Raw genomic sequence first — 13,183 nt, 5'->3', positions numbered from 1 at the left:
GTTACGCTCCCAGCGTTTCCAGCAGGCCGGACAGGGTCGTCACCGCGTCCATCCGTGCCGTCAGGAATCCGTCCGGCCGTTGCGGGCCGGTCACATCGGCGACCGCCTTCTCCGGTCCGGCCAGCAGCACCGTGGTGACGCCCGCGGCGCGCAGCGCCTCGACGGCCGCGGCCGCGTCAGTGCCGTAGCGGGTGTCCGAACCACACAGCACCGCGACGGTCGCGCCGGATTCGGTTGCCGCCGCGCCGATTCCGTCCTGCGCCAGCGCGCCGGGGTTGATCGGCTCGATGCCGCCAGAGGCCAGCACGTTGGCGGAGAAGGTGACACGCACATTGTGCTCGGCCACCGGGCCCAGCGGCACCAGCAGGGCCTTGGGGCGCGCGCCGTTGGCGAGCAGGTAGGCGTCCGAGCGGTTGCGCAGGGCCTCGAAGGCCGCGCCGTAGCGGGCGATCGGGCTCTGGATGCGGGCCGCCTCCGAGAGCGGCTCCTCCCCCAGGTTCGGGAACTCGTTCACGCCGGTGACGGCGGTCTTGCGGTGTGCGACATCGGAATCGCGCTTGGCGCGGGTGGCCTCGATGCGCTCGGCGAGCACGCCGGACTGCAGCGCGGCCAGGTAGCCGCCCGCGGCCTCGAGCTCCTGCATGAACTCCCACGCCGTGGCGGCGAGTTCGGCGGTGAGCGACTCCACGAACCAGGAACCGGCGCCCGGGTCCTGCACGTGGCCCAGGTGCGACTCCTCGAGCAGCAGCAGCTGGGTGTTGCGCGCCATGCGCTCGGAGAACGCGGGCGAGACGCCGAGTTCGCCCGCGGGCAGGGCGGAGTCGAACGGGCGCACGGTGACGATGTCCGCGCCGCCGACACCCGCGCCGAAGGCGGCCAGGGTGGTGCGCAGCATGTTCACCCACGGGTCGCGCTGGGTCATCATCGCGTCGGAGGTGACCGCGTGCTGCGGGGCGTTGCCGAATTCCGGTGCGCCGCAGACCTGGGCCACGCGGGCCCAGAGACGGCGGGCGGCACGGAATTTCGCGATCGACTCGAACTGGTCGTCGGTCGCCGCGAAGCGGAACTCCAACTGGCCCAGCGCGTCCGCGATATCGGCGCCGGCCTCGGTGAGCGCGCGCAGGTACTCGAGACCGGCGGCCACGGCCGCGCCGAGTTCCTGGGCGTCGGAGGCGCCGGCGTTGTGGAAGGCCTCGCCGGACACCGTGATGGCGCGCACCGTCTCGGGGCGGGCCACGGCCTGCTGGGCCAGCGCGATGGCGCCGTCCAGGTCGATGGCGGAGGTGCCCGCGAACAGGCTGGTAAGCGGGGTCGCGCCGAGGGCGACCTGAATTCCCTTGCGGTCCTGGACGTTATAGCCGTCCAAGACCGAGAAGACCTGCGCCGCGGCCTCGAGCCCGGCGGGACCGGCGTCGATGCTCAGCGGGGCGAGCTCGAACAGCAGGCCGGACAGCGCGGCAGGCAGGTCGGCGACCGGGACACCGCGCTCGGCCACACCCAGCCAGATCGCACTTACGCCGTTTTCCAGCGCGTGCAGGATCTGCTGATTCACAATGGCGGCGTCGGAGCCTTCGAAGCGCTGGCTGACGAACCAGCCGCGATGCACGTCGCGGGTGGCGTCGCCACCGCGCACGTACGGGAAGGCACCCGGCAGCGGCTGCTCGGGCAGCTCGTCACGACGGGTGTAGAGGGGGTTGACGGTGAGGCCGTCGTAGGTCTTGACCGCGAGCAGCGTCTCCGGCTCGTCCGGAAGCTCAGAGGCCTCCACCCGGCGGGCCTTGGCGAGCACTCCGGCGACGCCTTTGCGCCAGGCGGCGTACCCGGGCACCGGATCGGTGTCCGGGTCTGAAGCAATCGGCATAGCTGCTGTTCCTTCTCCCACTCACTGACCGAATGACCGATTTGGGCCGCGTTCATACAGCTCAGCGGTTGTTTCGGTTAACGAGCATTCCTCGTCTTCATCCTGATGCTAGCGGCAGCCTGGGCAATACCGTCCACAGAGTCTCGCTACCAGCCGGTAACCTGGCGCGGTGCCAACAACTCCGCGGACCCTTCTCGGACGCCTCCGCGAACCCAAGACACTGGCCTTGCTCGCCGGTCTCGCCGTGCTGTTCGCCGCCGCGACGCTGATGCCGCATCCCGCGCCGCAACAGATCCGGACCTGGGCCGATTCGGTCGGCCCGCTGCTACCGCTGGTGTTCTTCGCCGTGCACGCGCTGCTGTGCGTGGCTCCCATCCCCCGCACTATCTTCACCCTCAGCGCGGGCATGCTCTTCGGCCCGGTCCTCGGGCTCACGCTGGCCGTCACCGCGACGACGGTCAGCGCTGTGCTGGCCCTGCTCCTGGTTCGCGCGCTCGACCGGGATCGAGTCCGGGCCCGGCTGACGCACCCGATGGTCCGATCCGTCGACGCCCGCCTGGCGCACCGGGGCTGGCTGGCCATCGGCTCGCTGCGGCTGATCGCGATGGCGCCGTTCTCGGTGGTCAACTACTGCGCGGCGCTGTCGTCGATTCGGATGACGCCGTACCTCGCCGCCACGTTCGTCGGGATCCTGCCCGGCACGATCGGCACCGTTCTGCTCGGTGACGCGCTGACCTCCGAGACCTCGCCCGGCCAGTTGATCCTGACCGCGGCCTGTCTCGGCCTCGGGCTGGTGGGGCTGGTGGTCGACGCGCGGATGGGGACGCCCGAACCGGCCGCGCCGGCAAACGAACCGGCGCGGGCGGTCTGACGCCGGTCGAGCGGCGTCAGTTATCGAACCCGGCGCCGGCGGTCTGACGCTGGTCGAGCGGCGTCGGTCGGCGGGGCCAGCAGCAGGGGTTTCGGGACCGTGCCGCCGGTGGGTCCGGTGACCTTCCCGAGCCGGGCGCCGACGCCTTCAACGGTCGAGGAGGTCGGAGAAGTCCTCGGTGTAGCCGATCAGGAGGGTGCGGCGGGTTGCGAGCAGCTCGGCGAGAGCCTGCCAGCAGGTCGAGTCGGGGGTGCCGAACAGGTGGATGAGGTCGGCCAGGAGTGCGGGGTTGTCGTCGAGCGGGGCCGGGCGGTCGAAGCCGAGAAGGGCCGCGCCGGTTCCGAAGTGGCGGTAGCCGTGGCGGGCCAGGCGGCGCACGATGGCGTGGTTCTCGAACGTGTCGCGGTCACCGGCGAAGTAGCCGTTCGGAATTCCGGCGAGCGCCAGGTCGTCGCGATCGACCGGCACGCGCTGGACCAGAACGACATCGTCGATCATGTCGCCGGAGCGGGCGTTGATGTCGACGAGCGCCGCGACGTCGAGCTCGGTCACGTGCGGGCCGGGGGCCAGCGCTTCCCAGTCCACGCGGAATCGTGTGTCGTCCAATACTTTCGCGATGTGGACGGACCTCGCGTCGTCGACCCTGTGCGCGGCGGCGACATCGTTCTCGTCGTACTCGTCGTCCGCGATGGTGAACCGGTCGTCCAGGGACGCGTGCATGCTCGTGTACCCGCACTGATGCCTGTCGTCCAGGGTGCACAGCAGCCGGGCCGGGGCGTGCCGGGCGCGCAGTTCGTCCATCGCGTCCAGGACGCCGGACAGCGACTCGACCTCGTCGAAACGCGCGACCGTGTTGGTGTTCAGCCGTTCCCGGGTTACGGGGGCGAGGGTGTCGTAGGTCGTGATCCGCATGCCGCGCATTCTGCCTGCGCCGGTGATGACCGAATCATCGGTCGGTGGCGGCCAGCTTCACACCGAAGGCGACGACGACCGTGCCGGTGATGGCATCGAGGTTGCGGCGCACCGATTCTCGGGTGAGCCAGCTTCTCGCGAGGGTCGCGGCGGCGATGATGGCGGTGAACCAGAGCATGCCCTCGACGTTGTGCAGGAGGGCGAGCAGACAGCCCATCAGGAGCGGGGATACGCCCTCGGGGAGGAACTGGGGCAGCATCGCCACGTAGAAGACACCGACCTTCGGGTTGAGGAGGTTGGTCCCGAGGCCGCGCGCCCATGCCGCGAAGATGCCTCTAGGCATGTCCCCGATATCGCTCGCGACCATTGGCGGGCGGCGCAGGCCCGCGCGAATCATGGTGAGGCCCATCCACATCAGGTACAGCGCGCCCGCGATCCGCAGCGCGGTGTACGCCACCTCCGAGGCGGTCAGGAGCACCGAGACGCCGGCCGCCGCGGCCGCGCCCCACACCAGGGTGCCGGATCCGATCCCGAGCGCCGTGGCGAAGGCGTGGCGGCGGCCGTTCGTGACTGCGGCGCGAAGGACCAGTGCGGTATCCAGGCCGGGGACGATGGTCAGCAGCCCGGCTACTAGGGCGAAAGACAGCATGGCCTCGAACATGCGCCGAGCATAGGCTGTGCGGCTGATTCGATGGCACGGATATGACGGCGAATTGACCGAATTGCGTTGTATCCCAATAGAATTGGGCTATTCATTCTCGCTATCAAGGCGTAGAATAGAGGCATGGATTCGAGAGAGGTACCCACCATCGCGACCAGTGCCAAAGCACTCGCCGCCGCGGTGGAAAACCTGCTCGAATTACCGATGTACTCGTTGGGCAAGGACGAGGTCATCGACGTCATGCAGGAACTCGAGACCAGCTTCCGCAAACTCGAAGCCGTCAAGCAGCGGTTCGCACTCGAGTGCGGAGCACGGGACTTGGGCCCTCGGGCGGGCGTGAAGAGCCTGATCCTGTTCCTGCAACAAACACTGCGACTGTCCTACGCCGAGGCCGCTGCCCGCGTTCGCAACGCTGATCTGTTGTCGACGGTGTCGGCGGGTTCGAGCACCCGGCCGCCGAAATTGCCGCTCGTAGCTAAAGCGCAACGGGCCGGGGAGATCTCCGCCGATCATGTGAAGGCGATCCACGATGCGCTGACGCGGATCCCCGACGCCGCCGGTCCGGAAGTGAAGGATCATGCCGAAGAGCATCTGACCTCTTATGCCCGCGAGGGTGATCCGAAGGGTGTGACCAAGCTCGGCGTGCATATCCTGGCCCACGTCGATCCCGATGGGCGGTTGACCGAGGACCGGGACCGGCAGCGAGTCCGGAGCGTCAAGATCGGGCATCAGGGCATCGACGGCATGTACCCGATCTCCGGTTTCCTGACCCCGCAGTTGGGTGCGGTGATGATCCCGATGTTCGAGAAATTCGGACGCCCCGGCATGTGCAACCCCGATGATCCCGAAAGCCCCTGGACCACCGCCGAACTCGGACTCGACACGGAACTTGACGACGGCGATGACACCGACGACGCCGATGCAAACGACCCGGCGTTAACCCCGGCTGAGCGTGCCCGCGCCGCCCTTCGCGCGAAGCTGCGTGCCGCCGCCAAGCGCGATCACCGCAACGCCGAGCAGCGCAACCACGATGCCCTGCTGGTGTTCTTCCGCCCGGACATGGGCCCCACGCGACTGGGATCGCATCGCGGACTTCCGGTCTCGACGATCATCACCATGAGCATCGAAGACCTCGAGAAGCGCGCCGGGGTCGCGACCACCGCGACCGGTGGCACGATGTCGATCACCCAAGCACTCCAAGTCGCCAGGAATTCGACTCCATATCTGGTGGTGCTCGACCGCAACGGCCGCCCACTGCACCTGTCCCGCGGTCAGCGCCTCGCCAACCCGGCCCAGCGGTTGGCGCTCACCGCCACCGAACGCGGATGCACCCGCCCCGGATGCGACGCGCCAGCGAGCCGCTCCGCCGTACACCACATCCGCGAATGGGCCGATGGCGGCGAAACCGACATCGAGAACCTGACCCTGGCCTGCGATGCCTGCCACGCACAGATCAACACCGGCCCGAACGGCTGGGAAACCGTTGTCATGGGCGAGGATTCGGAGAATCCAGGCAAAACCGGATGGATTCCTCCACCACACATCGACCGAGCTCGTAGACCACGTGTGAACTTCCGTCATCATCCCCAGTTTCCGGGTATCCCCGCGCGATGGCGCTGTTAGCCACCCCAGCCCTGGGTATCGAGTCTCACCGCCGCTTTCGACTCTGCCTCTTCGGCTTTCCCATGCCGAAGGGGCTCCTCGCGCGCCCACGCATATGGCGCGCTCTTCTCACCCGTGCGGCTGGTGCGTCCACACGTATCAGTGTTCACGCCCGTGGCCGACGTAGCCCGACCCCACACCCACACTCCGGCTCCCAGCGGGGTTCGGGAGAGCAGGCAAAACAGACGCGGCAGTGCTGGTCACTTCGCCTGCCGTACCCGACTTATGGCTCCCCGGCTGGGAGCGCGTTCGTCCTTCCAGCCGGGTCGACTGGCCGTGGGAACCTTCTCGAGACCTACAGACAAAGGCTCGTCATCAACACAATGGGGCTATGTCTTGGGCGGTGATTGCCGTGCCCGGTCCAGGGATCGGAACTCGGCCACGCATCCACGGGCTTCGATCCCGCCTATCGGCCCGGAAGGGCTGGAACCGCCGCCGGGGCACCCAACCTGGCCCGGCTGGTACTCCGTTATCCAGGCGTCCTTTCCCAACCAGGCACCCAACCGCAGCCGAGGCACCCAACGTGCCCCCGCCGGTCTCCGTTATCCAGGCGTCTTCCCCCGGTAGGGCACCCAACCGCCGTCGAGTCTCCCGACGTCCCCCCGCTGGTACTCCGTTGTCCTGGCTTCTCTCCCCTGGTAGCGCGCCCACCGCCGCCGAGGCACCCAACCCAACCCGGCCGGTACTCCGTTATCCCGGCATCTTTCCCCCGGCAAGGCACCCAACCGCCGCTGAAGCTCCCAACAAGTCTCCGCCGGTACTCCGTTTTCTCGGCGGCTTCCCTGCGGCAGGGCTCCCAACCACAGCTGAGGCCCCCGACGAGTCTTCGCGGTACTCCCGTTGTCCGGGCCTATCTTCCGGTGGCAGCGCTCCCACCTGCGACCGAGGCACCCGAGTCTTTCGTCGCTACTCCATCATCCAGACATCTCTCCCCGGCAGAGCGCCCAACCGCCGCCTCGCTCAGCGCAGTGCGGTATCCAGGCTGCGGAGCAGCTCGCCGATCCGGCCACCGCTCGGCGGTGACGGCGGGTAGCGACGCAGGACCGAGAGGACAGTCGGGGTTGCCAGGGCGGCGGCGGTGGCGAGGTACTCATCTGCGGCATCCGACGTGAGTTCGAAGGCGCGGGCGGCGTGGGCGGCGGCGCCGAGGATGTGTTTGACCTGGGTGGGGTTCGGGAGGGGGTGGAGGTAGGCGGCGCCTGCGGCGTGGGCGGCCGCGCGGGCGGCGTCGCTGGCGGATTGGTGGCCCGCGTCGCGCGCTTCCTGGGCGGCCTTGTGGGCGGCCCAGGATGTGTCGCGCAGGATTTTGCCGCGTTTGGCGCCGGCGGCGAATTCCGCGGCCGCGGCGAGGGCGGCTGGGGGGCGATCGTCATCGGGAAAGGTCTGCTCGAACAGCGGCAGTGCGGGGGTCGCGCAGGCGGCCGCGAAGGCGGTGACCTCGCGTAGTTCGGGGAGGGTCAGGTCAAAGGTCAGGGAGTCCGCCATGGGAATATCCTCCTATATCGCTCCCTACCAACCAGAAATATTGCGCAGGAGTGGTATTCACTCGAGTCCGACGGCTTTCGCGCTCGATTCGGCGCGGGCACTGCGCCAGCCGCGATAGCCGCGGTGGGCGGCGAATGCCCCGATGATCGCGACCACGCACCAGACCGCGATGGCCGTGTAGGCCAGCGGCGCCGAGAGATCGCCGATGGATGCCCCGAGTGCGGTATAGACGAAGGCGCGCGGTGCCGAGCCGATGAAAGCTCCGGCCGCCATCTGCCACAGCGGAATTCCGAGTGCGCCGAAGGCGTAGGAGGACAGGGCGTCGGGAGCACCGGGGATGAAGCGCTGGCCGACCACCGCCCACAGGCCGCGCCGTTCGATATGCCCGTCCAGGCGGTCCGCTCGTTCGGCTCCGAGTAGTTCGCGGGCGCTCGCGCGCCCGGCGCGGCGGCCGAGGAATGCCGAGGTGACGGCCGTGCCCACCGTGGCACTCAGGGTGACGAAGGTTCCGACCAAGGGCCCGAAGAGGATTCCGCTGCCACCGGCCAGGATCGGGCCCGGCACCAGCAGTGCGCCGAGCAGGGCGGCCACCACCGCGTAGACGAAGGGCGCTGCCGGGCCCGTCGCATCGACCGCGTCGCGCACCGCTTCGACATCGATCACCCGCGCGATGGCCACAAGGTAGAACATGCCCAGCAGAAACGCCACGCACAGGCCCAGGCGTACGGCGGGCCGCCAGCGGCGGGCCGGAATGGGATCGTCGATGTCGGTCATGATGGGTGCCACCCTGCCGTATGCGGAATTCGGGTGCGAATCGGGTTGTCCACTCACCACGTCATTTGGCGTCGCCGTAGCACTCCACGATGGCGGTGGTGAAGGGAAATCGCACCGGTGTGGGCCCGAAGGCTATGCGCCCGGCGGCGGCCGCGGCGATCGTGATGGCTTCCGCCACCGCGGTCGCCTCCTCGGCGGGGCAGTGCACGATGACTTCGTCGTGCTGGAAGAACACCAGCTCCGCCTGCAGGCCTGCCTGGCTCAGGGCGTGCCGCAGGCCCGCGAGCACGAGGAGCATCCAGTCCGCGGCGCTGCCCTGCACCACGAAATTCCGGGTGAAACGTCCCCGGGCGCGCGCCTGGCTGCCGTATCGGCCGTTCTCCCCCACCGGATCCGCGTCGTCCGCGCTCGTCGCCGTGGGAGAGCTGGTGCGGCCGAACCAGGTTCGCACCAGTCGGCCCTGTTCGCCGGCGGTCGCGGCATCGTCCACGTAGGCCACCGCGGCCGGGTATCGGCGTCGCAGTTCGGCCATGTGGGTGAGCGCGTCTCCCGATGTCTGCCCGTAGATCGCACCCAGCATGGCGATCTTGGCCTGCGCCCGATCCCCGCCGAAGGCGCGTGCGGCCAGATCCGCGTACAGGTCTTCCCCGCGCCCGGCCACCTCCATGAGTCCGGCATCGCGCGAAATCGCCGCCAGCACACGCGGTTCCATCTGATCGGCGTCCGCGACCACCAGTGTCCAGCCCGGATCGGCGCGGATGGCGCGCCGCACCACCTTCGGAATCTGCAGTGCGCCACCGCCGTTGGTGGTCCAGCGGCCGGTCACGGTTCCGCCGGGCAGGTATTCGGGCCGGAAGCGCCCGTCTCGCACCCACTGATCGAGCCAGGACCAGCCGTGCGCGGTGTACAGCCGGTACAGCGATTTGTAGGCCAGCAGCGGTTCGACCGCGGGATGGTCGATTTCGCTCAGTTCCCATTTGCGGGTGGAGGTCAGCAGGATTCCCGCGCGATTGAACGCCCTGATGATGTCGGCGGGCAGATCGGGGCGCACGCGGACGCCCTGGCCGAAGGCTCGCGAGACCTCCTCGGCCAGTTCCGCCATGCGCCGCGGTTCCGAGTTGCCCGAAAGGCGTTCGCCCAGCATCTCTTCCAGGAGCTCGCGATGCACGTCGGCTCGCCAGGGAATGCCCGCGCGGGACATTTCGGCGGCGACGAGCATGCCCGCCGATTCGGCGGCCAGCAACAGTCGCATGCGGTCCGGGAATTCGGCGCGGGCGGTGCGGGCGACCTGGCCGGCGTACACCTCCAGCAGGGCGGTGAATTCGTCCGTTCCCGAAGGCAGTGGGGTCGGTCCGGATTCGAACAGCGAGGGCTGGGTATCGGCGGCTCGCACCGGCGCGTCGGCCGGCACCGGGAGATCGTGCAGTCGCGCCCAGGCCGCCGCCAGGGATCGGGCCTGCCCGGATTGCCCGTGCTCGTGGCCGATCAGCAGCGATTCCGCGGCCTCGACGTCGTAGCACCGGTCGACGCGGACGCCGGCCGCGAGCAGGTACCGGTAGATATCTGCGGTGGAGCGCCACACCCAGCGCGCCACCTCCGGACGGGACGACACCGCCGCCGCCAGTGATGGTTCCTCCAGGATGGGCCCGGCGGGCCGCCCGTCCGGGCCGAGTGGACACAGCCGCGCACCACCCTCGCTCGTTCGCGCCACTGCCCATCGCATGATCAGGAGTCTTTCAGCGGGCACCGACATCACCGGTGAACCCGGCATCGTGTCATCGGCCCGTGCGGCTCGAGGTTGCGAATCAGTAGCCATTCGGACAAAAGGTTGGCAAACACAACCGGCGTTGCCGCAGATCAGCGCGTCATTCGCGACGAAACGCGAGTGAACACGCAGGTGGACGGCTCCCGGTTCGGGTAGTTACCGTGGCACATCATGGTTGCCAACCCCCAGCCCCGACCCGCGTGAGCCGGTGAGTTCGGCCGGCATCCGCGCGGGACAGTACGGTCCCGCGGACTTCACCGCCTGGGTCCGGGCGGGAGGCTGGCGGGATCTGATCCGGCTCGCGGCGATATGCACGGCCACGTCCACGGCCGGGATCGCGATCATGATGCCCATCAGCACCGGCTGGTTCGACGCCGAACCACAGCAGGTCGATCTCATGATTCGCAGCGTGCCGCGCGCGATGGAGGCGGGTGCGATGGTGGCGGTGCTGGCCACGGCCGCGATCGTCAGCCTCAGCAGCAGCCGCATCGCCTGGCTCGCCACGACGGTGGCGATGCTCGGCATTCTCGCCAATCACGCGGGTCTGCCCTGGGTCGATATCGATTCGCTGACCACTTTCAATTTCATCGATTCGCTCTGGGCGGGGGTGATCATCGGCAGTCTGCTGCCGGTGGTGTGGAATCAGGCGGTCGCCGCGGGCGCGTACCTGTTCGGCTGTCTGGCCTCGAACATCATGGGTGATCTGGTGCAGTCCCCGGCCGTGACGGGTCCGGCCAACGAGTTCGAGGGCATGCTCGGGGGTGCGCCGCCGCTGTGGCTGATCGTGCTGTCGCTCGCGCTGATCGCGGGAACGGCCCTGGTGCGCGGGCACGTGACCCCGCTGCCAGGTCCGGTTCTCATCTCGCCCCTCGCGCCCATCTTCTCGGCGGTCGTGGCGGTGCTCTCGATAGCGATCGCCTCGCGCTGGCTCGCGGACAGCGGTCAGCGCTCGAGCGTCATCGTCATGGCGATCGCCCTGGTGCTGGTGGGCTCGATGATCTCGGCCCTGCTCCTGCCGGGTCGCGACGGCATCCTGGTGCTGCTCATGGTCGCCTTCTCCACCGCGGCGAGCGCGGTGGTGACCCTGCCACGCCCGTGGTGGGCCGATCCGCTGATCGTCGTGGCGACCGCCTCGGGCCTCATCGCGGGCTGGCGCCGCCCGCATCCCTACACGGCGGTCGCGGCGTCGGCCGCGCTGTCGGCGATGGCGGCGCTACTCGCCCTGACCGTGGGCGCGACCGTCCCCGGTGCGGTGTTCGGCGTGGTGGCCATCGGCCTCATCGGCGGCTACAGCCTGACCTCGGCGCTCCCGATTCGCCCGACCAGCGCGATCGTGGCGATTGCCGTGCTGTTCGTCCCCGCCGCCTCCGCGGGCCTGCGCGGCCGCTCCTTCGGCCGGGTCAGCTATTCCCCCCAGTGGTACCGCCTGTCCTCCCTCCCCACCGAACCCGCCCCCGGCTGGGCCGCGCTGGCGATAGCGATCGGCTGTGCGGCGGGCATCTATCTGTTGCGCCAGTGGCGCACCCCGACACCCCGCGGGTCCGACACCGAGTAGTCAGACATCGGTTGCCGTGGAACGACTCTCGTGGATTCGGTGCGCGTCGTCGATGGCCATGCGCCCGAAGGCGAGCACGTCCCGCCGCCGAGTCAGCAGGTTCCGGTAGTGCGAACGCGCGCCGGTCCGCAGGCGCAGCGCTTCCTCGATCACCCGATGCCACCGTTCGGGAAAGGTCCGCGCAGCGTAGTGCGCGGCACCGCTTTTGGAGGTGATGCCGCCGGTGGCGATGGTGTAGTGCAGACGTGAGATTCCGGTGACGGTCCACACCGTGCCGTAGTCGGTGAGCGATCCGAGTCCCGGGGCGCTCAACAGCCGGCCCGCGCGATGCAGGCTCGCCGCCCAGTAGTCGTCGAGATTGGCGTTCTGCCAGGCGGCCAGGGCGGCGGGGTCGGTCCACAGGTCGATGTCGCCGAGGGCCGGACCGCGCAGCACCACGCCGTGCTCGGCGAGGGTATGCCAGGTCACCGGGGAGTACTGTCCCGCATCCGAATTCGCCAGCAGTCGCCCTTCGAGACTGATCGGCCCACCCGGCGCGGCGTTTGGGCCCGCGGCGAGGTCCCGCCAGGTGAGGTAGAACCCGTCGAGGGTGGGCCGGGCTTGCCGCCGCAGCAGCCGCTCGTGGATGTCGGACAGCACCGCCACCGTGTCGGCGGCCGGGGGTTCGGCCGTGACGGCGACGAAGTCGATGTCGCTGATGTCGGGCCGGAAATCATCGAGGGCCACGGAGCCTTCGAGATACAGGCCCTCGACCAGACCCGGTAGTTCGGCATCAGCCAGGGCCAAGAACGCGTGGACGGAGTTCAGGACTTGCTCGGGAACCGGCATGGCATCGAGTCTGCCGCACACCGATATTCGGTGTCGTTCCGCGCGGCGAGCGTCGATACTCGGGGCATTCGAGAGAGAGGTTCGGTATGGGTGAGCGTAGTGACCTGTTGTTGGAGGGGGTTGTCGGGTCGTTCGCTTACGGGCTGAACACGCCGGAGAGCGACGTCGACTACCTCGGGGTGTATGTCGCGCCCACGGGGACGTTTCTGGGGTTGCATCCGCCGGCTCGGGACAAGGGCACGCGGCTGGGGCGGGACGGGGCGGACGCCACCTACCACGAGGTCGGTAAGGCGATGGGGTTGATCCTGGCCTGCAATCCGACGGTCACCGAGGTGCTGTGGCTGGACGAGTACATCGTGGCCACCGACTTCGGGACCGAGCTCGTGGGGCTGCGGTCGAATTTCCTTTCGGCGCAGCGGGTTCGGGACGCCTACTTCGGGTACGCGATGGCGCAGTTCCGCAGGATGCTGCACCGGCGCGAGACCGAGGGGCTCGGGGACAAGCGGCTGGCCAAGCACGCCCGGCACTGCCGGCGGCTGCTGTGGCAGGGGTACGAGCTGTACTCGACCGGTGTCCTGCCGGTCCGATTGCCGGATCCGGAACCGTATTTCGAGTTCGGGCGGCAGATGATGGACGAATCGGGGGAAGCCGCCGCCAAGGCGCTGCTGGCCGAATACGAGGAGAAGTTCGACGCCGCCACCCCGGCCCTGCCGCAGCGCCCGAACGAGGCGCCGCTGGAGGATTTCCTGCAGCGCCTGCGCCGCGCACATCTGGACGCCTGGCCGGCCTAGACCGACAGCGGACACCCG

Annotated in this window: 11 protein-coding genes; 4 read left to right on the top strand and 7 right to left on the bottom strand. The window is 69.0% G+C overall.

Annotation, left to right across the window (positions count from 1 at the left end):
- Position 1: 1 nt before the first annotated feature.
- Entirely contained in the window at positions 2-1,861 is a 1,860-nt protein-coding gene (locus ACWIGI_RS21600; protein ID WP_454204227.1) for a methylmalonyl-CoA mutase family protein, read from the bottom strand.
- Positions 1,862-2,030: 169 nt separating this feature from the next.
- On the opposite strand from ACWIGI_RS21600, the gene ACWIGI_RS21595 reads away from it, so the two are divergent.
- On the top strand, positions 2,031-2,732 hold the full coding sequence (locus ACWIGI_RS21595; protein WP_454204226.1) for a TVP38/TMEM64 family protein: 702 nt from the start codon (positions 2,031-2,033) through the stop codon (positions 2,730-2,732).
- Between the two features lie 147 nt (positions 2,733-2,879).
- On the opposite strand, the gene ACWIGI_RS21590 is transcribed toward ACWIGI_RS21595, so the two are convergent.
- Positions 2,880-3,644 (bottom strand): hypothetical protein, encoded by a 765-nt coding sequence (locus ACWIGI_RS21590; protein ID WP_454204225.1) that lies wholly within the window; start codon positions 3,642-3,644, stop codon positions 2,880-2,882.
- A gap of 34 nt (positions 3,645-3,678) precedes the next feature.
- Entirely contained in the window at positions 3,679-4,305 is a 627-nt protein-coding gene (locus ACWIGI_RS21585) for a LysE family translocator (protein WP_454204224.1), read from the bottom strand.
- A gap of 123 nt (positions 4,306-4,428) precedes the next feature.
- On the opposite strand from ACWIGI_RS21585, the gene ACWIGI_RS21580 reads away from it, so the two are divergent.
- Entirely contained in the window at positions 4,429-5,928 is a 1,500-nt protein-coding gene (locus ACWIGI_RS21580; protein ID WP_454204223.1) for a DUF222 domain-containing protein, read from the top strand.
- Between the two features lie 999 nt (positions 5,929-6,927).
- On the opposite strand, the gene ACWIGI_RS21575 is transcribed toward ACWIGI_RS21580, so the two are convergent.
- The 3 genes from ACWIGI_RS21575 to ACWIGI_RS21565 form a co-directional block, all read right to left on the bottom strand.
- A complete protein-coding gene (locus ACWIGI_RS21575; protein WP_454204222.1) occupies positions 6,928-7,452 on the bottom strand; it encodes a putative immunity protein in 525 nt (174 codons plus the stop codon).
- A gap of 57 nt (positions 7,453-7,509) precedes the next feature.
- Positions 7,510-8,226: a TVP38/TMEM64 family protein gene (locus ACWIGI_RS21570; protein WP_454204221.1), complete on the bottom strand. Its 717-nt coding sequence runs from the start codon at positions 8,224-8,226 to the stop codon at positions 7,510-7,512.
- Between the two features lie 61 nt (positions 8,227-8,287).
- Positions 8,288-9,949, bottom strand: a complete 1,662-nt coding sequence (locus ACWIGI_RS21565; protein WP_454204220.1) for a bifunctional 3'-5' exonuclease/DNA polymerase — start codon at positions 9,947-9,949, stop codon at positions 8,288-8,290.
- A gap of 217 nt (positions 9,950-10,166) precedes the next feature.
- On the opposite strand from ACWIGI_RS21565, the gene ACWIGI_RS21560 reads away from it, so the two are divergent.
- On the top strand, positions 10,167-11,546 hold the full coding sequence (locus ACWIGI_RS21560) for a hypothetical protein (protein WP_454204219.1): 1,380 nt from the start codon (positions 10,167-10,169) through the stop codon (positions 11,544-11,546).
- Here the strand turns inward: ACWIGI_RS21560 and ACWIGI_RS21555 are convergent, their stop codons facing one another.
- Complete coding sequence (locus tag ACWIGI_RS21555; protein ID WP_454204218.1) at positions 11,547-12,374, bottom strand: aminoglycoside adenylyltransferase domain-containing protein; 828 nt, start codon at positions 12,372-12,374, stop codon at positions 11,547-11,549.
- A gap of 86 nt (positions 12,375-12,460) precedes the next feature.
- Between ACWIGI_RS21555 and ACWIGI_RS21550 the strand changes: the two genes are divergently transcribed.
- A complete protein-coding gene (locus tag ACWIGI_RS21550; protein WP_454204217.1) occupies positions 12,461-13,165 on the top strand; it encodes a nucleotidyltransferase domain-containing protein in 705 nt (234 codons plus the stop codon).
- The last annotated feature ends 18 nt before the right edge of the window (positions 13,166-13,183 follow it).

This window comes from Nocardia sp. NPDC055321 (assembly GCF_053645575.1).
The sequence above is the reverse complement of the archived record's forward strand: the minus strand, read 5'-3'. Positions and strand labels throughout refer to the sequence as shown.

Excerpts from the sequence above, each read along its gene's own strand:
- ACWIGI_RS21600 (WP_454204227.1), bottom strand. The coding sequence starts at position 1,861 with ATGCCGATTGCTTCAGACCCGGACACCGATCCGGTGCCCGGGTACGCC.
- ACWIGI_RS21590 (WP_454204225.1), bottom strand. The coding sequence starts at position 3,644 with ATGCGGATCACGACCTACGACACCCTCGCCCCCGTAACCCGGGAACGG.
- ACWIGI_RS21585 (WP_454204224.1), bottom strand. The coding sequence starts at position 4,305 with ATGTTCGAGGCCATGCTGTCTTTCGCCCTAGTAGCCGGGCTGCTGACC.
- ACWIGI_RS21580 (WP_454204223.1), top strand. The coding sequence starts at position 4,429 with ATGGATTCGAGAGAGGTACCCACCATCGCGACCAGTGCCAAAGCACTC.
- ACWIGI_RS21575 (WP_454204222.1), bottom strand. The coding sequence starts at position 7,452 with ATGGCGGACTCCCTGACCTTTGACCTGACCCTCCCCGAACTACGCGAG.
- ACWIGI_RS21570 (WP_454204221.1), bottom strand. The coding sequence starts at position 8,226 with ATGACCGACATCGACGATCCCATTCCGGCCCGCCGCTGGCGGCCCGCC.
- ACWIGI_RS21565 (WP_454204220.1), bottom strand. The coding sequence starts at position 9,949 with ATGCGATGGGCAGTGGCGCGAACGAGCGAGGGTGGTGCGCGGCTGTGT.
- ACWIGI_RS21555 (WP_454204218.1), bottom strand. The coding sequence starts at position 12,374 with ATGCCGGTTCCCGAGCAAGTCCTGAACTCCGTCCACGCGTTCTTGGCC.
- ACWIGI_RS21550 (WP_454204217.1), top strand. The coding sequence starts at position 12,461 with ATGGGTGAGCGTAGTGACCTGTTGTTGGAGGGGGTTGTCGGGTCGTTC.